Source organism: Mesorhizobium sp. WSM4810 (assembly GCF_055811235.1).
The window spans coordinates 74,804-93,882 of sequence record NZ_JBVVQV010000012.1 but is presented as its reverse complement, the minus strand read 5'-3'; the positions used below and the strand labels follow the sequence as shown (position 1 = coordinate 93,882).

At 62.7% G+C, this 19,079-nt stretch carries 19 protein-coding genes; 9 read left to right on the top strand and 10 right to left on the bottom strand.

What is annotated here, in order from left to right; translation table 11 throughout:
* Positions 1–42 precede the first annotated feature (42 nt).
* Positions 43–1,464 carry a coiled-coil domain-containing protein gene (locus AC0L3O_RS18705; RefSeq protein ID WP_287343876.1) on the bottom strand — a complete coding sequence of 474 codons (1,422 nt, stop codon included), beginning with the start codon at positions 1,462–1,464 and terminating at the stop codon, positions 43–45.
* A 373-nt stretch (positions 1,465–1,837) separates the two neighbouring features.
* On the opposite strand from AC0L3O_RS18705, the gene AC0L3O_RS18700 reads away from it, so the two are divergent.
* A complete protein-coding gene (locus AC0L3O_RS18700) occupies positions 1,838–2,122 on the top strand; it encodes an SCP2 sterol-binding domain-containing protein (protein ID WP_473535915.1) in 285 nt (94 codons plus the stop codon).
* A gap of 62 nt (positions 2,123–2,184) precedes the next feature.
* Here AC0L3O_RS18700 and AC0L3O_RS18695 read toward each other — a convergent pair whose 3' ends face one another.
* Together AC0L3O_RS18695 and odc2 are read right to left on the bottom strand one after the other, a co-directional pair.
* Entirely contained in the window at positions 2,185–2,856 is a 672-nt protein-coding gene (locus AC0L3O_RS18695; protein ID WP_473535914.1) for a GNAT family N-acetyltransferase, read from the bottom strand.
* Between the two features lie 162 nt (positions 2,857–3,018).
* The gene (odc2, locus tag AC0L3O_RS18690) at positions 3,019–4,152 is read right to left on the bottom strand and encodes an ornithine/lysine decarboxylase (protein ID WP_473535913.1); all 1,134 of its coding nucleotides are present in this window, start codon (positions 4,150–4,152) and stop codon (positions 3,019–3,021) included.
* Between the two features lie 543 nt (positions 4,153–4,695).
* Here odc2 and AC0L3O_RS18685 point away from each other — a divergent pair.
* The 5 genes from AC0L3O_RS18685 to AC0L3O_RS18665 all read left to right on the top strand — a co-directional run bounded on the left by AC0L3O_RS18685 (position 4,696) and on the right by AC0L3O_RS18665 (position 9,939).
* Positions 4,696–5,895 carry an amidase gene (locus AC0L3O_RS18685; RefSeq protein WP_473616269.1) on the top strand — a complete coding sequence of 400 codons (1,200 nt, stop codon included), beginning with the start codon at positions 4,696–4,698 and terminating at the stop codon, positions 5,893–5,895.
* A gap of 1 nt (position 5,896) precedes the next feature.
* Positions 5,897–6,796: a LysR family transcriptional regulator gene (locus tag AC0L3O_RS18680; RefSeq protein WP_128168892.1), complete on the top strand. Its 900-nt coding sequence runs from the start codon at positions 5,897–5,899 to the stop codon at positions 6,794–6,796.
* Between the two features lie 85 nt (positions 6,797–6,881).
* Positions 6,882–7,550, top strand: coding sequence for a DUF1007 family protein (locus AC0L3O_RS18675; protein WP_023798037.1), 669 nt, complete (start codon positions 6,882–6,884; stop codon positions 7,548–7,550).
* Between the two features lie 58 nt (positions 7,551–7,608).
* Positions 7,609–8,688: a nickel/cobalt transporter gene (locus AC0L3O_RS18670; RefSeq protein ID WP_473535956.1), complete on the top strand. Its 1,080-nt coding sequence runs from the start codon at positions 7,609–7,611 to the stop codon at positions 8,686–8,688.
* 480 nt (positions 8,689–9,168) lie between these two features.
* Complete coding sequence (locus AC0L3O_RS18665; protein ID WP_287286474.1) at positions 9,169–9,939, top strand: transposase; 771 nt, start codon at positions 9,169–9,171, stop codon at positions 9,937–9,939.
* Between the two features lie 273 nt (positions 9,940–10,212).
* On the opposite strand, the gene denD is transcribed toward AC0L3O_RS18665, so the two are convergent.
* The 4 genes from denD to AC0L3O_RS18645 form a co-directional block, all read right to left on the bottom strand.
* The gene (gene denD, locus AC0L3O_RS18660; RefSeq protein WP_473535911.1) at positions 10,213–11,190 is read right to left on the bottom strand and encodes a D-erythronate dehydrogenase; all 978 of its coding nucleotides are present in this window, start codon (positions 11,188–11,190) and stop codon (positions 10,213–10,215) included.
* Position 11,191: 1 nt separating this feature from the next.
* Complete coding sequence (locus AC0L3O_RS18655; RefSeq protein WP_027153224.1) at positions 11,192–11,398, bottom strand: hypothetical protein; 207 nt, start codon at positions 11,396–11,398, stop codon at positions 11,192–11,194.
* 63 nt (positions 11,399–11,461) lie between these two features.
* Complete coding sequence (locus tag AC0L3O_RS18650) at positions 11,462–12,439, bottom strand: cation diffusion facilitator family transporter (RefSeq protein ID WP_473535910.1); 978 nt, start codon at positions 12,437–12,439, stop codon at positions 11,462–11,464.
* Between the two features lie 186 nt (positions 12,440–12,625).
* Positions 12,626–13,309 (bottom strand): GNAT family N-acetyltransferase, encoded by a 684-nt coding sequence (locus AC0L3O_RS18645; RefSeq protein ID WP_473535909.1) that lies wholly within the window; start codon positions 13,307–13,309, stop codon positions 12,626–12,628.
* A gap of 83 nt (positions 13,310–13,392) precedes the next feature.
* Here AC0L3O_RS18645 and AC0L3O_RS18640 point away from each other — a divergent pair, with 83 nt between their 5' ends.
* Both AC0L3O_RS18640 and AC0L3O_RS18635 read left to right on the top strand, forming a co-directional pair.
* Entirely contained in the window at positions 13,393–14,577 is a 1,185-nt protein-coding gene (locus tag AC0L3O_RS18640) for a pyridoxal phosphate-dependent aminotransferase (protein ID WP_287074593.1), read from the top strand.
* Positions 14,578–14,611: 34 nt separating this feature from the next.
* A complete protein-coding gene (locus AC0L3O_RS18635; protein WP_023798044.1) occupies positions 14,612–14,992 on the top strand; it encodes a YciI family protein in 381 nt (126 codons plus the stop codon).
* Positions 14,993–15,184: 192 nt separating this feature from the next.
* Here the strand turns inward: AC0L3O_RS18635 and AC0L3O_RS18630 are convergent, their stop codons facing one another.
* From AC0L3O_RS18630 to trhO, 3 genes are all read right to left on the bottom strand, one after another.
* Positions 15,185–15,940, bottom strand: coding sequence for an SDR family oxidoreductase (locus tag AC0L3O_RS18630; RefSeq protein WP_473535908.1), 756 nt, complete (start codon positions 15,938–15,940; stop codon positions 15,185–15,187).
* 278 nt (positions 15,941–16,218) lie between these two features.
* The gene (locus tag AC0L3O_RS18625) at positions 16,219–16,971 is read right to left on the bottom strand and encodes a tellurite resistance TerB family protein (protein WP_473616268.1); all 753 of its coding nucleotides are present in this window, start codon (positions 16,969–16,971) and stop codon (positions 16,219–16,221) included.
* A gap of 247 nt (positions 16,972–17,218) precedes the next feature.
* Positions 17,219–18,142 (bottom strand): oxygen-dependent tRNA uridine(34) hydroxylase TrhO, encoded by a 924-nt coding sequence (trhO, locus tag AC0L3O_RS18620; RefSeq protein ID WP_287240496.1) that lies wholly within the window; start codon positions 18,140–18,142, stop codon positions 17,219–17,221.
* Between the two features lie 190 nt (positions 18,143–18,332).
* Here trhO and AC0L3O_RS18615 point away from each other — a divergent pair, with 190 nt between their 5' ends.
* A complete protein-coding gene (locus AC0L3O_RS18615) occupies positions 18,333–18,971 on the top strand; it encodes a 2-dehydro-3-deoxy-phosphogluconate aldolase (RefSeq protein WP_287240497.1) in 639 nt (212 codons plus the stop codon).
* Positions 18,972–19,079 lie beyond the last annotated feature (108 nt).

The following is a 19,079-nucleotide window of genomic DNA, read 5'->3' as shown; positions in this document are numbered from 1 at the left end:
GACCTTCAGTCTGTTCCCGTAAAGCCAAGTGACACCCGTGCGTCAGGATGCGGCGCGCAGGCTCGTACGGACGCGCCGCCTGCTTGTGGCGCGGGACTTCTCCGCCACGACACCGGTGATCTCGACCACGCCGTTCTCATGCGGTTTGGCGTTTGTGACCTTGTGGAGACGCTCATAGGGCAACAATTCCTTGACCCGGGCGTCGAGCACCGCGACTTCGGCTCGCAGGTCCTCGCATTCCTGCCTCTGGACATCGAGCTGTATCTGTTCGGATGCCTGCTGCAGGGAAAGCTGCGAAAAATTCGCGCTCACGGTCGAGAGGTGCATCTTGTCGTTTTCGTTCTCCTTTCTGAGAACCGACAATCTTTCCTCCGCAATTTGCTTTTCGGCGACAGCGTCGCTCCATTGAGCCTTGAGATTGGCGATCTCGCTCGCGGCTTGATTGTTCTCGTTCGAGGCGACTTCAAATCGTGATTGGAGGTTGCGAATTTCAGAACGCAGGCCGCCGATCTCAGCGAAACTACGCGCACGCTCGGCTTCCCTGTCACCTTCCATAATACGGGCCGCTTCCGTCATTTCCGACAACTTCGCTTGCGCGATATCGAGCGATTTCTGCAGCCGCATCTCCTCTTGTTCGCTCTTGCCGAGCGCAGACAGCAGTTCCGAAAGTCGCGCCGCGTCACTGGCATGAATCGTCGAGAGCTCGTCCAGCCGGTGCCGCGCCTCAGCTTCCCGCTTCAGCGCCTTGTCGAAGTCGATCGACAGGCTGACATGCTTTTCCCGCAATATCTCGTTCTCGCGCGCGCATCGGTTGGCCTCGGCCGTTCTGGCCGAAAGCGTTTTGATGAGGTCGCCGAACTCCGCTTCGCGCTCTGCGCTCGCATTGCCTGCCACGACGAGTTCCAGCTTTGCTGCAGCCAGCGCACTGCGAAGTGCCTCCTTGTCCTCGGCCAGGCTTATCTCGCGCTGCTGCAGGGCCTCGACGGCGCTTTCACGCTCGCGCTGCTTTCTGGTCGCATCGTGGAACTGCTCCGATAGCACTCTTTGCTGCGTGGTCAGGCTGACATTTGCCAGTTCCAGTTCGTTGGCGCGAAGAATGTCCCCGTGAAGCAGCTTCAGGAATTCGCCTGTCAGGTGATGCGAGGTCGCGATCTCCGACAGTTTCGTGTTGATCTCCTCCAGATACTCGCGCGCATCGTCAAACAGCCCCTCAACGGCATCTAGCGCAGCCAGGCGGGTTTGTGTGTGGGAGGTCAGCCGCCGTGCGATCTCGGGAGCGTCGGCATCGTCCTCGGGCTGAGAGTTGTCATTCCTTGCCGCGAGGTTCTCATCCGGAACGTTGTCCAACGGCGATTGGTCGTCCAGGTTGAGACACTCATCGAACGCATCCGCCAAATCGGCTTCGAGTTCCTTGAATGCCCTGTCCACCGTCTCGGCACGCTTGATCAGACTTCTGATTTTCATGACTGAACATCCCCTACTGTAACGCCATCTGGGGTCTTGATCCTCGCCTCCCGGATACGGGTTCATCCCCTTCCCCCTGATCGCGCGGTGGCGCATGAGGCGAGCCCACGCTAGGGACAGGCCTGGCCACTGTCCTCGTCTGTTTGAATGATGCAGACCTTGTAACTGCCAGTGTGGACAGCGCAGCTTCACTGCGGCGATAAAACCCATCATCATATCGGGAACCGCGTTGACGTAAACGTCAACCCGAAGCTATATGCGCCGGCGACCTTGATCGCGAAATGCGCAAGACGGCGACTTCGGGCCGGATCAAAGTGCCCCAGACCGAAGTGCAATGGGGTGCGACAAACGCAACGAGACGAGGAGAACGGCCATGGGCGTTCAGGAAATTGCCGACAAGATCAGCGCGCGCGTGGCGAGTGCCGGGTTTGATCGTTCCGTCAAATTCGATACCGGAGGCGACGGCGTCATCGTCATCGACGGCGCTGCTGTATCGACCACCGACGCGCCGGCCGACTGCACGATAAAGCTTTCGCTCGACGATCTGGAATCGCTGACATCAGGCGATCTCAACCCGACCATGGCGTTCATGTCCGGCAAGATAAAGGTCGAAGGCGACATGAGCGTCGCCATGGCGCTGAGCCAGTTGATCGGCTGACCCATTCCAATCCTGGATGGAAACAAGCCGCCGCCCGATGGCAGCGGCTTGTTTCCGATCCGTCAGGCAGCGAGCGACAGCCGCTGTGCCTTCAGCTTGCGCCCGGCCGCCTTCAGCGTGCCCTGCGCGCCGGCGAGCACGCCTTCCAGCAGCTCCAGCGCCAGCAGGCGGTGCCGCTCATAAGGTCCCGGCATGGCCAGCGAGCCGGTTTTATCGGCCGAGAACCCGAAGCGCTCGTAATAGGGCGCATCGCCGACCAGCAGGATCGCCGCATGGCCGAGGCGCGCGGCTTCAGCGATTGCATGGCGCATCAGCGCCGAGCCGATGCCGGCATTCTTGATTGTGGGATCGACGGCGAGCGGGCCAAGCAGAAGGGCGGACCTACCGCCCTCGCCCAGCACGACATCCCAGAGCCGCACGGTGCCGGTGACAGCGCCCGACGCATCGCGTGCGACAAAGGCAAGGCCTTCCGAAGGCCGGCGGCCGCGCCGCAGCTTTTCCGACGATTTTCTCCGGCGCTTCGGCCCCATGGCGCGATCGAGCAAGGCCTCGCGCGCCGGGACGTCAGCAGCGGTTTCGGCGGTGATGACGAAAGCGCCAGCAATCTCCCCCCTAGAGGGGGAGATGTCGCCGAAGCCGACAGAGGGGGGCGCCGCGCGTGCAGCGTCGGCGCCACGCAGTCCAAGAGAGGTCGCGACAGCTGAGGCGACCCCCTCTGGCTGCTTTGCGGCCATCTCCCCCTCAAGGGGGGAGATTTGCCGGCTCACAGCGCCATCAACAATGAAATCCACAATTTCCATTTCCGCGATCCTTCACGAGCGGATTGTTCCACAGGCGAACCGAAGCGGGCGATCTCGTCGCCCGCGCCGGATGATCTGACCGGCTCTTGCGAGCCGTCAGATCACGTAGGATCGGAGAGGCTCGAAGCCGTTGAAGGCGACCGAGGCGTAGGTCGTCGTGTAGGCGCCGGTGCCCTCGATCAGCACCTCGTCGCCGATGGTCAGCGACAGGGGCAGCGGATACGGCGTCTTCTCGTACATCACGTCGGCCGAATCGCAGGTCGGGCCGGCGAGCACGCACGGCGCGGTCTCGGTGCCGTCATGCGCGGTGACGATCGGGTAGCGGATCGCCTCGTCCATCGTCTCGGCGAGGCCGCCGAACTTGCCGATGTCGAGGAAGACCCAGCGGACATTGTCGTTGTCGGCCTTCTTCGAGATCAGCACGACTTCCGACTTGATGACGCCGGCATTGCCGACCATGCCGCGGCCCGGTTCGATGATGGTCTCGGGAATCGCGTTGCCGAAATGCTTGCGCAGCGCCGAGAAGATCGCCTGGCCATAGGCCTGTGCCACCGGCACGTCCCTGAGGTAACGGGTCGGGAAACCGCCGCCCATATTGACCATCTTGAGCACAATGCCTTCGTCAGCGAGCGTAGCGAACACCTTTTTGGCGTCGCCGAGCGCGCGGTCCCAGGCGGTCAGGTCGGTCTGCTGCGAGCCGACATGGAACGACACGCCATAGGCGTCCAGCCCGAGCGCCCTCGCGTGGCGCAGCACGTCGACCGCCATCGCCGGCACGCAGCCGAACTTGCGCGACAGCGGCCATTCGGCGCCTTCGCCGTCGGTCAGCACGCGGCAGAACACACGGGCGCCGGGTGCAACGCGGGCGATCTTCTCGACCTCCTCGACGCAGTCCACCGCGAACAGCCGGATGCCGAGTTGATAGGCGCGCTGGATGTCGCGCTCCTTCTTGATGGTGTTGCCGAAGGAGATGCGGTCCGCCGCCGCGCCGGCGTCCATCGCCATCTCGACTTCGGCAACGGAAGCAGTGTCGAAGGACGAGCCCATCGCAGCAAGCAGGCGCAGGATTTCCGGCGCCGGATTTGCTTTCACCGCATAGTAGATTTTCGAATCGGGAAGCGCCTTCTCGAAGGCGCGGAAATTGTCGCGCACGACATCGAGATCGACGACGAGGCAAGGGCCGTTCGGACGTCGGGTGGCGAGGAAGTCAAGGATGCGCTGGGTAGCCATCGGGGTCTCTCCATAGCGCCTTTCGGCGCACACAAAGGCTGCGGACACGGGTCATCGACCTCGCGAACACGCGGTGGACAAAGGCGGGACGTCAATCCGTGGAACCAGCCGGTGGAGACCCCGGAACCATGAAGCGCCGTCTCGCGGCGGTGAACCTTGGCCTTGCCCGGCCTCGATTCGCTTTGTCTGCCTTGGCTTGGATTGGGAGAACCCGTTCCGCACTGCCGGCAATGAAGGTGTGCCTCTTCAGTAACCCCGGTCTTTGGACGACCGGCAGAACACCAGAAAGGCCCGCACCGTCGTTGCTTCAAGGTGTCCTCGGTCTGGCGGTTGGCCGCTAAACCGACTGGAGGGGTTAGCTCCAGTTACCTTACCGATATCCCTCACCATTTTGAGGATCGGCGGACACCCACAGGCACGTGCGACTTTGGGCAAGCGCGATATAAGGTCGATGGATTTCACAATCAATAAAAATCGTACGCCAGGTTGTAAAATTCCTGGCCTCGAACAATGTTGCAACAACTGTATCCGGATATCGAACGCATGACAGGCACTCGCGGCCCTCTGAACGCTTTTCTCGACCTCGACGGTATCCCTGTATCCAATGCGCAATCCGGCCCGCTTGCCGGCCTGCGGCTGGCCGTCAAGGATATTTACGACGTCGCCGGCTACCGCACCGGCTGCGGCAATCCGCAGAAATACCAGGAGGCTTCACCCGCCTCGGCGACAGCGCCGGCCGTCCAGGCGCTGCTTGATTCGGGCGCGCGCTTCGTCGGCAAGACGCAGACCGACGAACTGGCCTTCTCGCTGATGGGGCTGAACGCGCATTTCCCGTCGCCGGTCAATCCGGCAGCACCTGATCGCGTCACCGGCGGCTCGTCCTCCGGTTCCGCCGCCGCGGTCGCCGGCGGGCTGGCCGACATCGCCGCCGGATCCGATACCGGCGGCTCGATTCGCGCCCCGGCAAGCTTTTGTGGGCTGATCGGCCTGAGGACCACGCATGGCCGCATCTCGCTCGAAGGCGCCATGCCGCTGGCCCCTTCACTTGATACGTTCGGCTGGTTCGCCAGAGACATGGTCACCTATGACAAGGTCGGCGCGGTGCTGCTCGCCGACGATCTGCACAACCAAGAATTGCAGCGCCCCCTCGCGCTGGATGCGCTGGACGGGCTCGTGCTCGGCCCGCAGGAAGCCGACGAGTATCGCGCCATGGTCCGCACTGTCGCATCGGTGCTGGGCGCTTCGCGCACCGTTGCCCCGCTGTCGCATTCCACCGACGATCTCTATTGGTGCTTCCGCAAACTGCAGGGGTACGAGGCGTGGCAAAATCATGGTGCCTGGATCGCCGGCGGCGATCGGATGCTCGGCCCCGGCGTTAAGGAGCGCTTCGAGCATGGCGCAGCCATCGACGGGGCAACCGCGCAATTCGAAACGGAACGTCGCGTTTCGTTTCGTCTTGAGCTTGCCGACCTGCTTGGCGAGGACGGCGTTCTTGTGCTGCCGACCGCTCCAGGTGCCGCCCCGCTCAAGGCCGCCTCATTCGCCGATTTGCAGACCTATCGCGAACGCGCGCTGAGACTGTTGTGTCTTTCCGGTCTGTCCGGCTTTCCGCAGATCACCCTGCCGCTGGGCCTGGTTGACGGCGCCCCGTTCGGCCTCTCGCTGCTCGGACCGAAAAACAGCGACCGGCAGCTGATGGCGCTTGCCGCGCGCATCCTTTCAGCCCACCAGAGGAGCGCATGACATGGATACGCTGACCCGCATGCGCGCCTTCATCGACGTTGTCGAGGCCGAAGGATTTTCGGCAGCGGCGCGCAAGATCGGCCGCTCCAAGGCGCTGCTGTCGAAATATGTGCGCGAGTTGGAGGACGAGCTCGGCGCGCTGCTGCTCAACCGCACCACCAGGCAGTTCTCGCTGACCGAGGCCGGCCACACCTATTACCGCCGCGCCTCGGAAATCGTCCGCGAGGTCGACAGCCTGGCCGATGCGGTGCGCGAATCCTCTGGCGACGTGCGCGGCAGGATCAAGCTGTCGGCGCCGCGCACCTTTGCCGACGCGCCGATCGGCCTATCGCTGATCGACTTCGCCAAGCAGCATCCCGACATCGTGCTCGACATTCATCTCGATGACCGCTTCGTCGATCTGGTCGAGGAAGGCTTCGATCTCGCCGTGCGCATTTCGCGGCTGGAAAGCTCCTCGCTGATCGCCAGGCGCCTGGCGCCGTTCTCGGTGCGGCTGTGCGCATCTCCCGAGCTGATCGCCAGGCACGGCATGCCGACGCGGCCGCAGGACCTTGGCCGCATGCCCTGCATCATCGACACCAATGGCCGCTGGCTGACCAACTGGCCGTTCAAGGGCGACAGCGGCGACACGGTGACTGTTTCGGTCTCCGGTCCGATCGAGGTCAACAGTCCGATGGCGGCAAGAGCCGCCGCCGTGGCGGGATTGGGATTTTCAGTCCTGCCGGATTTCATCGCAGCGCCCGACATCGAAAGTGGCCGGCTGGTGACCGCGCTGGATGACCGCATCCTGCCGGGTGGCGGCATTTTCGCCGTCTATCCGCACCGGCGCTATTTGCCTGCGAAAGTTCGCGTCTTTGTCGATTTCCTGGTGCAGTGGTTCAAGACGATTGACAATGCATGAGCTTTTGGCCGCCCGGGGTCCCATTTTCGCCCGCTTTCTGGTAACTCTCGACAGTCACCGAAGTCGATGGAATCACCCACCCAGAATGAACCTGAAGCGGCAAGCAATCATGATGGCTTCGGCCATGGCGGCGACTTTTGCCACGGTCGGGCCAGCCGACGTGCATCCCCACGTCTTCGCCGAGGCTCGCCTCGAAGTGATCCTCAGCCCGGATCACCAAAGCGTGAAGGCCTTGCGTCATGTCTGGCGCTTCGACGATTTGTTTTCGAGCACGGTGATGATGGAGTTCGACAAGAATTCCGACCTGAAGCTTGACGACAAGGAGCTGAAGGAAGTCGCCGACACCGTCCACGCTTCGCTGGCGGAGTTCAATTACTTCCAGCTCGTCACCGTCGACGGCAAGGATGAGGCGATGAGCCCGCCGCCGCAGCTGATGGCGAATTTCGACAACGACCAGCTCATTATCCTGTTCGAATCCGAACCCAAGGCGCCAACCAGGCTGGCCGGCAAGATCGATATCGGCGTCTATGACCCGACCTTCTACACGGCGATCGATTTCACCGAGGATGCCAATATGCAGGTCGCCGACTTGCCGTCGACATGCACGAGCAAGGTCGTTCGTCCGAACCCCGACGAGGCGATCGCCGCGAACCAGAAGAACCTGACGGACGCCTTCTTCAATGATCCGACAGGCACCGATATGAGCAAGATATTTGCGACCAAGCTTGAACTGAACTGTCAGCCAAAAGGATAATCCGGTGACGAAACCGTCCCTGCGTTTGGCTTTCGGCCTTTTAGCCGCCGCCCTTGTCATGACGCACGTCCTCGGCTCAGCCCACGCCCAGAGCTCGCTCGGCATCGGCACCAATGACGGGATGGCTCCCACCACCGGCCCGTTCGCCCAAATCCTGATGTGGATCAATCTGCGTCAGCAGGAATTCTACCGCGCGCTTGCCGGTGCGATGAAGGCGATGCGTGAGGACGGCAGCAAGCTGTGGCTGCTTATCGGCCTGTCCTTCGCCTACGGTATTTTCCATGCCGCCGGCCCCGGTCACGGTAAGGCGGTGATCTCGTCCTACATGGTCGCGAACGAAGTCGCGCTCAGGCGCGGCATCATGCTGTCCTTCGTCTCGGCCCTGTTGCAGGCGGTGACGGCGATCCTGGTGATGATGCTCGCCTACTTCGTCCTGCGCGGCACCACCATATCGATGACCGACGCGGCATGGTTCCTCGAAGTCACGAGTTTTGTCTTTGTCACCCTGTTCGGCGCCTGGCTTTTGTGGCGCAAGGCCGGCCCTGCCATCCTTCGCCTGTTCGGTGCGAACCCTGCCTATAGCCTTTCGGCGGCCCATGCCGGCCATTCGCAAACAGGCCATCCTGCACATGCGCATTCGGTGCATGCGCTTCACGCACATGGCCATGACGGCCACGATAACCATGATAGCCATGACCATGGCGCACACGACCGTCGCCATGACCATGGCGGGCACCATCACCATGCGGCGGGCGATGTCTGCGAGACGTGCGGACATTCACACGCGCCCGACCCGGCGCTGCTTTCCGGCGACCGCTTCGACTGGCGCACTGCCTGGTCTGCGGTGGCCGCGGTCGGTATCCGGCCGTGCTCGGGCGCGCTGATCGTGCTGAGCTTTGCCATGCTCAACGGGCTGTGGTTCGGCGGCATCCTGTCGGTGCTGGCGATGGCACTCGGCACCGCGATCACCGTCTCGATCCTGGCGACGCTGGCGGTGACGGCCAAGAACTGGGCGGTGTATTTCGCTGGCGACGGCCGCATGGGCAACCGCATCCATTCAATCGTCGAGATCGGCGGCGCCGCCTTCGTCTTTTTGTTCGGGTTGCTGTTGTTGTCGGCGAGCCTGACTGGCGGATGAAGCAGTCCCTTCACCCTTACCGGGCGTCGGCGCTGCCCCTCACCCTTACCCTCTCCCCGTAAAAAACGGGGAGAGGGGGATTGCCAAGGTTGAGGCAGCCCCCTCGCCCCGTTTACGGCATATGCGCTAAGATAGGAGTTGCAGCGGGGAATCGGTTGTGATTCTACGCTGCGATGACTCACGAATCGCTTGTAGATGACGGCTGGGCCGAGACGATTGAGCTTCTCGGTGGTGAAGAGTTGATCGCGGGGAGTGCTCGCGAGACGAAGGCGTTCCTGCGGCCGCCGGGCGTCAGATCGGCTACTGATCTGTTGCGCCTGACTCTGGCTTACTGCCTTGGCAAGGTGGGCATGCGGGGCGTCGTGGCCTGGGCGGCGGCGAGCGGGATCGCCGACATCTCGGACGTGGAGCCGGCTGCGCAACGCAGGGCCGTGGCTGCAGCAGTTGATTGGGTATCTTTTGAAGCGCGAGGAGGTAGGCTTGGCCAAGGGCCGGCTGATCCGCATCCTCGATGCGACATCGGTTGCCAAGGCCGGTGTGCATGAGAAGAAGAACAATGGCCTTTGGCGTATGCACTGCGCCTTCGATCTTGAGCGCGAGCAGTTCGATTTCCTCGAGATCACCGACCAGAGCGAGGCCGAGCTGATCGACCGCGTGCCGGTGGTGGCGGGCGAGATCCGCATCGGCGACCGCGCCTATCTGCAGGCCGAGCGGATCGCAAAGGTCATGGCGCAAGGCGGCGACGTTGTCGTGCGTGCGGCGTGGAAGAATGTGCGATGGCTCGATGCCAGCGGTAAGCCATTCGATCTCATCGGCCACCTGAAGAGCTGCCGCGAGGAGGTCATCGAAACGCCTGTCTGGCTGGGCCTCAAGAAGAAGGGCGAGCCCCTGAAGATGCGCCTGATCGCCTTGCGCAAATCCGAGGCCGCGACACAAGAAGCGCGGCGCAAAATCAACAAGGAAGCCAAGGCCAAGGGCAAGCAGGTTCAACCGGAGACGCTGATTGCTGCCGGCTTTGTTATCCTTGTGACCTCGCTTGACCAGGAGGAGTTTCCCTCCGGCACAGTTCTCAAGCTCTATCGCATGCGCTGGCGCATCGAGCTCGCCTTCAAGCGTCTGAAGAGCCTGATCGGACTGCGCGCGCCTCCCGCCAAAGACCCAAGGATCGCAAAGCCTTGGATTCTTGCCCACTTCCTCATCGCGCTTGTGACCGAACCCCTCTCGCAGGAGTTGGGTGTCTCTCCCCCTTGAGCGACGGACGCCCGCTGCTGTGGCGCGCTACCCGCCAGATCGTCGCCTCTCTGATCGCAGCGATCTTTGCTCAACCTCCCTTGGCAACCCTGCGCCAAAATCTCCATGCCTTGCGACATCGATGGCGTGAACCACCACGAAAGCGCAAATTTCAGTCCATGCCGAAGCTATCTTAGCGCATATGCCGTTTACGGGGAGAGGATGCCGGCGGGCAGGTGAGGGCAGCGCCGAGATCGGCACGTTGTGTGTTACCGCTGGCCCGAATATCGACACCTAACCCGCGATCTTCCCGTCCAACTCGTCCTCGATATGCGCGCGGATGATGTCGTCGAAGCTGGTTTCGGCGGCAAAGCCAAGCTCCCTCGACCGCCGCGCCTCGAACCGTGTCGGCCAGCCCTTGACGATCGCCCAGATCGTATCGTCGGGCTCCTCGCGGATTAGGTTCACCGCCTTGGCGCCGGCCATGCGTTCCAGGGCCTCGATCTGCTCGCCGACCGTGACGGCGACGCCGGGCATCGTCAGATTGCGGCGCGGCCCGACGGCGTCGCCGTCGATCGCTGCTGCGTGGATCAGAAAATTCACCGCCGAGCGCGGGCTGGCGTGGGTGTGTACGACAGAGCGCGGCACCGGCAATATTGCTTCCTGGCCGTTCAACGGCTCGCGGATGATGCCGGAGAAAAAGCCTGAAGCCGCCTTGTTGGGCTTGCCCGGCCTGACGCAGATGGTCGGCAGCCTGATGCCGATGCCATCGAAGAAGCCGCGCCGCGTATAATCGGCGAGCAATGCTTCGCCCATCAGCTTCTGCGTGCCGTAGGAGGTTAACGGCGTCGGGTGGAATTCGTCTGATATAATGTCCGGAAACGGTGCGCCGAACACGGCGATCGACGACGTGAAGACGACGCGCGGCGCAAACCCCGCCAGTCTTATGGCATCGAACAGCGCCCTTGTGCCGTCGAGATTGACGCGATAGCCGAGATCGAAATTGGCCTCCGCCTCGCCCGACACGACGCCGGCGAGATGAAAGATCACGTCTGGGCGCGACGCGACCAGCCGTTCCATCGCGCTCGCCGCGGCGAGATCGCCTGTATGGATGGCGACGTCGACGCCATCCAGTGTCGGCGCCTGCGGCGGCACGATGTCGTGAAGGTCGAGCGCGGCGACCTTCCGGCCGCTGAGCGTTCCATCCTTCGCCAGCCGGGCGATGAGCTTGCGGCCGACCATGCCTGCCGCGCCGGTAATCAAAACACGCATATCAATGATCCTTTTTGCGCTGGCTGCGGCCACGCAGCCAAAACACGACGAAAATGGCCACCATGAAGACAGCGGCAATAATAGCGGCAAGAATGGTCGACACGCGGCCGACCGCCAGCATCACGGTTGGCAAATAGTAGGCGGCGATGCCGAACAGCAGCAGCACCCACAGTGCGCCGATCGCCGCATTGCGCGTGTCGCGATCCATCACGCGGCCCTGACACGGCGGGGATTCATCAACTTCGTTACCAATGCCATGGAACTCCTGGGATCAGTGATGGTGGCGATGATGCGGAGCCGCATCATGCGCATGGTCGTGCTCGCCATCGTGCTTATCATCGGCGCAATGGCCGAATTCCGGTTCTACCGTGGCGTGGGCAATGCCATGCGCGGCAAGCCGCTTCTTGATGGCGCTGACCGCTTTGTGGGCATCGACGCCATCGTTGAGGCAAGCATGCAAGGTCGCCATGTTGCTTGACCCGTCAAGCGACCAGACATGCATGTGATGCACCTCGCGCACGCCGTTCACCGTCCCTTCTATGTCCCTGGCAATCAGGTCGCGATCGAGGCTCGCCGGCACGCCTTCGAGCAGGACATGGGCCGCTTCACGCATTAGCGACCAGGCTGTGGACAGGATCAGCAGCGAGACAAGGACCGACAGGATCGGATCGATAGGCGTCCAGCCGGTCGCCAGGATGATCAGCGCAGCCATGATCGCCGCCGCCGAGCCAAGCAGATCGCCGAGCACGTGCAGGATGGCGCCGCGCATGTTCAGGCTGTCGCGGTCGCCGCCATGCAGCACGAAGAAGCAGCCGATATTGACCAGCAGGCCGGCGATCGCAACGACCAGCATCGGCCCGCCGAGCACGGGCGCAGGCGTCAGCAGGCGTTCCCAGGCCTCATAGATGATCCAGAGCGCAATGGCGAAGATGGCGATGCCGTTGGTATAGGCGACCAGCGTCTTGACCCGGCCGAAACCGTAGGTGAGGCGAACCGTGGCCGGCCGGCCGGCCAGATGAAAAGCATACCAGGCAAGCCCGAGCGCGATACAGTCGGCGAGCATGTGGCCGGCATCTGCCAGCAGCGCCAGCGATCCCGTCAAGAGACCGCCAAGCGCTTCCACGACCATGAAGCCGGCGGTCAGGCAGGCGGCGATCAGCACGCGTTTCTTGTCGGTCGAGCCGTGCACATGACCGGCGCCGTGGCTGCGGTCATGCCCTTGCGAACCATGGTCGTGGGTATGCGCCACCTGCGAACTCCTGTCAGAACTGATCCATCCCGGCAGAATCCGGACGGAGGCTCTGTGTTCTTGTTTGACCATGATCTTTGCCCGAAAACCGGCTTCCACTTTTCGGGATCATGGTCCTTCTGGTTTGACCACGATCTTGCCCGAAAACTCGCCTTCACTTTTCGGGATCGTGGTCCTGGGTCATGGTCAGGCGCCGAACTCGGCGCGGAAATCCTCGAGCCGTCGCTTCTGCCGGCCGTCGCCGTCGAAATTGCCCGGATCGAGCCATGCCTCATAGGCTCTACGCAGTGCCGGCCACTCCTTGTCGATGATCGAGTACCACGCGGTATCGCGGTTTTCGCCCTTGACCACAAGATGCTGCCGGAAAATGCCCTCGAACTTGAAGCCGAAACGCTCCGCCGCGCGCTTCGACGGCTCGTTGCGGTTGTTGCATTTCCATTCGTAGCGGCGATAGCCAAGCTCGAAGATGTATTTCATGAACAGGAATTGCGCTTCCGTCGCCGCCGGCTTGCGCGAGATCAGCGGACCCCAATAGATGTTGCCGATCTCGATAACGCCATAGGCAGGGTCGATGCGCATCAGCGTCTGGCGTCCGGCGACCTTGCCGCTGGCCTTGTCGATGACGGTGAAGAACAGCGGGTCCTCGCTGGCTTCGGCCTTGTCCAGCCACGGCTGGAAGGCGGCGCGGGTCTGCGGCGGATAATCGGGCAGCCAAGCGAAGCGGCCGTCGACATCAGGCACCGACGACGCCTCGAAAAGGCCGTCGCCATGCTTTTCGGAGCTCAGCGGCTCAAGCCTGACAGTGCGCCCCTCCAGCACCTTGCGTTCCGGCCACGGGCGCGGTTGCCAATTCTTGAGATTTTCCGACACCCAAAGCTCCAATCCGTTTGACTTTTGCGAAAGGACGCTCACAAAAACGCTCGCTCGGTGAAAGAACCACAGGGACGGGAAAAATGCTCCACACGATTTCGGCCTTCGATCGTCTCGGCGAGGAAAACGCCTTTGCGGTGCTGGCTCGTGCCACCGCGCTCGCCCATCAGGGCCGCGATATCGTCAATCTCGGCATCGGCCAGCCCGACTTCAAGACGCCGCAGCACATCGTCGAAGCCGCAATCAAGGCGCTGCGTGACGGCCACCACGGCTATACGCCGGCCAACGGCCTGCTGGCGACACGCGAAGCGGTGGTGCGCCGCACGCTGACCACAACCGGCGTCGAGGTGTCGCCCGAGGCGGTGATGATCCTGCCCGGCGGCAAGCCGACCATGTTCGCCGCTATCCTGATGTTCGGCGAACCGGGCGCCGAGATCCTCTATCCCGATCCCGGCTTTCCCATCTATCGCTCGATGATCGAGTTCACCGGTGCTGCTCCGATACCGGTGCCGATGCGCGAGGAGAACGGCTTTGCCTTCTCGGCGCAGGAGACGCTGGCGCTGATCACGCCGAAGACCAGGCTGCTCATCCTCAACTCGCCGGCCAACCCGACCGGCGGGGTCACCCCGCGCGCCGAGATCGAGAAGCTGGTCAAGGGGCTGGAAGCGCACCCGGACGTCGCCATCCTCTCCGACGAGATCTACGACGTGATGACCTATGACGGCGAGACGCACTTCTCGCTGCTCAATTTCCCCGAAATCCGCGACCGACTGATCGTGCTCAACGGCTGGTCGAAGACCTGGGCGATGACCGGCTGGCGCATGGGCTGGTCGATCTGGCCGAACGGCGACAAGGGCGCCCACCTCTACGACAAGGTGCGCAAGCTGGCGGTCAATTGCTGGTCCTGCGTCAATGCGCCGAGCCAGTATGCCGGCATCGCGGCCATCGACGGTCCGCAGGACGACGTCGACAAGATGATGCGCGCCTTCGACCGCCGCAGGAACGTCGTGGTCGAAGGCTTGAACGCCTTACCAGGCGTTTCCTGCATCACGCCGAAAGGTGCTTTCTATGCCTTCCCTAATGTCTCAAAAACTGGTTGGAAGGCCAAGAAACTCGCCTCGGCTTTGCTTGAGGATGCCGGCGTGGCGCTGATCGGCGGACCTGATTTCGGCGTTCTCGGTGAAGGCTATATCAGGCTGTCCTACGCCAATTCCGAAGAGAACATCCTGCGCGCGCTGGAACGGATCAAGGCGTTTCTGGGCAAGTGAGGGCGGGTACGCGACCGACGAAAGGAGATGTCAGATGTTCTATGCCATCCTTGCCTATCACGTGGAAGAAGTGATCACGGCGCTGACGCCGGAGGAGGACGCGGCGCTGATGGCCGACCTGCTCAATATCCACGAACGGCTTTACCGGGATGGCAGCCTCGGCCCGGCGGCGCGGCTCGGGGCGACCCAAGACGCGTGCACCTTGCGCGGGCCGGGCGCCGGAATGGTCATTGACGGACCCTTCGCCGAGACCAAGGAGCAATTGTTGGGACTATACGTCGTCGACTGCGCCACGCGCGACGCCGCGATCGCGATTGCGCGCGACTTTCGCCGTGTCAATCCGACGGCCGTCTACGAAATCCGCCCTATTTCGCTATATCTTCCGGGCGTGCCGCTTTCGGTGACGCAGTCCTAAAGCGCATCGCGTTTGAAGGATGCGACGCGCTTTAGTTCTTGTTTTATGCATGTCGTTATCGCAAAACCGCTGCGCACTTTTGCGCGACATGCATTAGCCAAAATTGAACGCCGTCCGGCCGGGTCCCCCCGGCGTTCGCCAGCCTTTCATCGTGCCAGTGGCACGATGAATTCGCTTACGCGAACCGGCCGCTCACCCTCGCCCGACATACGGCATCTTCGTCGCCATCACGGTCATGAACAGCACGTTGGCGTCGAGCGGCAGGCTGGCCATATGGAGGACGGCATTGGCGACCTGCTGGACATCCATCACCGCTTCGGCGGCGATGGAGCCATTGGCTTGCGGTACTCCGACCGTCATAGCCTGCGCCATGTCGGTCAAGGCGTTGCCGATGTCGATCTGGCCGCAGGCGATGTCATAAGGCCGGCCGTCCAGCGCCAGCGTCTTGGTCAGCCCGGTAATGGCGTGCTTGGTCGCGGTGTAGGGCACTGAACCCGGACGCGGTGCGTAGGCAGACACCGAGCCGTTGTTGATGATGCGGCCGCCCATCGGCTGCTGCCTGCGCATGGCGCCGAAGGCGGCGCGGGCGCACAGGAACGAGCCGGTGAGATTGACCCCGACAATTTCGTTCCACACCTCGACGGGGATCTCGTCGATCAATGTCGACTTGTAGCTCGTGCCGGCATTGTTGAAGAGCAGGTCGACACGACCGAAAGCCGCCGCCACCGTCTCGAACAGATCGTCGACCTGGTCGGCCTTGCTGATGTCGCAGGCGACCGCCAGCGCCTTGGCTTGTGTCGATCCGGCATCAGCGATTGCCTTGTTCAGCACCGGCTTGCGGCGTCCGCAGAACACCGTATTCCAGCCGGCCCTGAGCAGCGCCGTGGCGACGGCTTTGCCGATGCCCGTGCCGGCGCCAGTGACGATGGCTGTTTTGTATTCTGTCATAACTGTCCTCCTATAGCGCCGCATGCCCGCAAGGACGCTATAGCACCATGACTTTGAGCGATTTTGAATTTGCGCATGATCGCTTCCAAAAATCGATTCCGATTTCGGCTCATGCGCTAACCGGCTGCGACAAAAAGGGCGGCCATTGGCGGCCGCCCTGATCTGAACCGGCTGGGAGGAGGAAAGCCGATCCGACTGCTTAAAATCATGCGCTTCCTGGGTAAACGAGACATTAACGCGAAAGGACGCCGCATTCCCGCTCTCCGCGGCCCTGAAGTCTACCAGCGCGAATTGGCGGTTGCCTTGCCCGATCCCGGCACCTCTGGCGCCGGCACTTTTGCCGCCGACACCGTCGCCTCGACATGGTCGAGCAGTGCATCGGGCAAGCTGAGGCGGCCGGCGAGCAGATCGAGATAGCCGCGTTCGGCACGTGTATTCGGATCGATGGCGAGGCGCGAGGCGGTGTAGAGCTCGAGCTTCTGGGCGTCGGTTTGGGCGCCGGCGACCAACGTATCCAGGTCGAGCGGTCTTTCCAGTTCCGACAACAGGAATTTCTCCGCGTCGGAGTCGATGCCCGCGAGACTGAGCTTGCCGGCGATCTTTTGCCGTTCGTCGTCATCGATATGGCCGTCGGCCTTCGCCGCCGAAATCATCGCGCGCACCAGCGTCAGCGTGAATTCGTCCTCGCCTTGCGGCGCTTGCGAGGGATGAAAGCTGGTGTCGGCGGGCGGCGGCAGCAATTCCGGTTCACCGGCAACTTGCGTTTCAGCCGGCGCCTTGCCGTTCTTGTAGTTCTGGTAGGCCTTGTAGGCGAGGCCGCCGACGACGGCCAGGCCGCCGAGCTTCACCGCCGTGCCGGCGACCTGACGGCCAGCGCCGGTTCCGAGCAGCACCGCGGCCAGCGCGCCAGCGGCCAGCGGATTGTCCTTGGCCATTTGCACCGCCTGGCCCCCTCTGTCGCGCACGGTCGATCCGGTTCCGGGAATTTGCGAGCCGAGCAGATCGTCGAGGAGCTTCTTGGGATCGAACATCAATGCCTCCAGAATTGGCCGGCCGAAAGCGCCGGGCAGGTTTTCGGACGTTGAACAGGTAGGCCCCGCATATGGACATTACAATGACGGATGGGCGCTTTGCCGGTGATGGCACAAACGAGATGATCTCAGGATCCGCCTTGTTCAACGCGTTGGACCGAAGATCGGAATCGATTTTCGAAAAGCACGATTTATGGATTCAAAGTGTTAGAGCGCACTTTGTGCGTCCAAGCCGACGCACGTCGCTTTAACGTCCAATGTGCGGAGCCCTGCCTTGCACTTGCGCCAGCTCGACCTGGCGTTGACGCTCGGCGTAGCGGGCGCGATCCTCGCGGGAACGGGCATCGTAGCAATGCGGGCATGAGATGCCGGCGGCGTATTTCGACGACAGCAGGTCCTGCCCGGTCAGCGGATGCCGGCAGGCGCGGCAAAGTTCGGCCTCACCCTCGACCAAGCCGTGCGACACCGAGACGCGTTCGTCGAAGACGAAGCACTCGCCCTGCCAGAGGCTTTGCTCGGCGGGCACCTCTTCGAGATATTTCAGGATACCGCCCTTGAGATGGAACACATCCTCGAAGCCGAGCGACTTCACATAGGCCGTTGCCTTCTCGCAGCGTATGCCGCCGGTGCAGAACATGGCCACCCTCCGGCCGACGAGTTCGGCCCGATGCTGCTCGACCCAGGCCGGGAATTCGCGAAAGCTCGTTGTCGCGGGATCGACCGCTCCCTTGAACGTGCCGATCGATACCTCGTAGGCGTTGCGCGTGTCGATGACGATCGTTTCCACATCCGAGATCAGCGCGTTCCAGTCGGCCGGTGCGACGTAGGTGCCGGCGCTTGCCGCCGGATCGAGATCCCCAACACCCATGGTGACGATCTCGCGCTTCAGCCGCACCTTCATGCGGTGAAACGGCATCTGCGCGGCGCTGCTGTACTTGACCTCGAGACCGGCGAGACCTTCGATGGATTCGAGATGATCGATGAGCGCGGCAATGTCAGCTTCGCTGCCGGCGACCGTGCCGTTGATGCCCTCATGCGCCAGCAGCAGCGTGCCCTTGATACCGCGTCCGCAGCAAAAGGCGGCGAGCGGCGCGCGCAACGCCTCGAAGTCGTCGAGCCGGGCAAACCTGTAGAGCGCGGCAACGCGCAGGGCTTGATTGGGCAGTGTCATCGCCGAAGCCACTAAACGCTCATGAAAGCCAATTCAAGGCCGGCGCGCGGAGCAGCCTCTCCTTGGCGGCCTTGACGGCCGGTCTGACGGACTTGCCGGCAGCGCGTGACATCGCGACACGCTTCGCTTCGTGGACAGAAAACCGGCCTTCTGCTAACCGATTGAACGGATCAATACCGGAGAGAGACAAATGCCCAGCAAGACCGAAAAGCTCCTGTCGCTCCTCAACGGCCAACCGGTTATCCCGGTGCTGAAGATCGCCAATCTCGCTGATGCCGTGCCGCTGGCGCGCGCGCTGGCGCGCGGCGGCCTGCCGGCGATCGAGATCACGCTGCGGACCGCTGATGCGCTGGAGGCGATCCGGCTCGTGGCAAGCGAGATCGAGGACGCCATCGTCGGCGCCGGCACCATTCTGGAGGCCCGCCAGTTCGACGAGGCGGCGGCAGCCGGATCGAAGTTCATCGTCAGCCCCGGCATCACCCGCGAGCTTCTGGCGGCGGCGAAGGACAGCGACGTTCCGTTGCTGCCCGGCGCCATCACGCCCGGTGAGATCATGGCCGCCCGCGAGGCAGGCCTGCGCTTCCTGAAATTCTTCCCGGCAGAACAGTCGGGCGGCATTGCCTCGCTCAAGGCATTCGCCTCGCCGCTCGCCGATGTCCAATTCTGCCCGACCGGCGGCATCACCGACAAGAACGCCAGCGACTATCTGAGCCTGCCCAACGTCATCTGCGTCGGCGGCTCCTGGGTGGCGCCGGACGATTTGGTCAAGGCCGGCAAATGGGACGAAATCGAAGCCCTGGCGCGCGCCGCGAGCAAGCTCGGGCGATAGAGACAACTCTCACCCCAAGCAGACCAATGCATGCCGCGCAAAAGCATGCCCTCGGGCCTGACCCGAGGGCGTGCAGCGGTTTTGCGATAACGACATCCATAAAAAAGC

What these genes read in the sequence shown, in the direction of transcription:
- AC0L3O_RS18705 (WP_287343876.1), bottom strand. Translation starts at nt 1,464, where the DNA reads ATGAAAATCAGAAGTCTGATCAAGCGTGCCGAGACGGTGGACAGGGCA.
- AC0L3O_RS18700 (WP_473535915.1), top strand. Translation starts at nt 1,838, where the DNA reads ATGGGCGTTCAGGAAATTGCCGACAAGATCAGCGCGCGCGTGGCGAGT.
- AC0L3O_RS18695 (WP_473535914.1), bottom strand. Translation starts at nt 2,856, where the DNA reads ATGGCCGCAAAGCAGCCAGAGGGGGTCGCCTCAGCTGTCGCGACCTCT.
- odc2 (WP_473535913.1), bottom strand. Translation starts at nt 4,152, where the DNA reads ATGGCTACCCAGCGCATCCTTGACTTCCTCGCCACCCGACGTCCGAAC.
- AC0L3O_RS18685 (WP_473616269.1), top strand. Translation starts at nt 4,696, where the DNA reads ATGACAGGCACTCGCGGCCCTCTGAACGCTTTTCTCGACCTCGACGGT.
- AC0L3O_RS18680 (WP_128168892.1), top strand. Translation starts at nt 5,897, where the DNA reads ATGGATACGCTGACCCGCATGCGCGCCTTCATCGACGTTGTCGAGGCC.
- AC0L3O_RS18675 (WP_023798037.1), top strand. Translation starts at nt 6,882, where the DNA reads ATGAACCTGAAGCGGCAAGCAATCATGATGGCTTCGGCCATGGCGGCG.
- AC0L3O_RS18670 (WP_473535956.1), top strand. Translation starts at nt 7,609, where the DNA reads ATGACGCACGTCCTCGGCTCAGCCCACGCCCAGAGCTCGCTCGGCATC.
- denD (WP_473535911.1), bottom strand. Translation starts at nt 11,190, where the DNA reads ATGCGTGTTTTGATTACCGGCGCGGCAGGCATGGTCGGCCGCAAGCTC.
- AC0L3O_RS18655 (WP_027153224.1), bottom strand. Translation starts at nt 11,398, where the DNA reads ATGGATCGCGACACGCGCAATGCGGCGATCGGCGCACTGTGGGTGCTG.
- AC0L3O_RS18640 (WP_287074593.1), top strand. Translation starts at nt 13,393, where the DNA reads ATGCTCCACACGATTTCGGCCTTCGATCGTCTCGGCGAGGAAAACGCC.
- AC0L3O_RS18635 (WP_023798044.1), top strand. Translation starts at nt 14,612, where the DNA reads ATGTTCTATGCCATCCTTGCCTATCACGTGGAAGAAGTGATCACGGCG.
- AC0L3O_RS18630 (WP_473535908.1), bottom strand. Translation starts at nt 15,940, where the DNA reads ATGACAGAATACAAAACAGCCATCGTCACTGGCGCCGGCACGGGCATC.
- AC0L3O_RS18625 (WP_473616268.1), bottom strand. Translation starts at nt 16,971, where the DNA reads ATGTTCGATCCCAAGAAGCTCCTCGACGATCTGCTCGGCTCGCAAATT.
- trhO (WP_287240496.1), bottom strand. Translation starts at nt 18,142, where the DNA reads ATGACACTGCCCAATCAAGCCCTGCGCGTTGCCGCGCTCTACAGGTTT.
- AC0L3O_RS18615 (WP_287240497.1), top strand. Translation starts at nt 18,333, where the DNA reads ATGCCCAGCAAGACCGAAAAGCTCCTGTCGCTCCTCAACGGCCAACCG.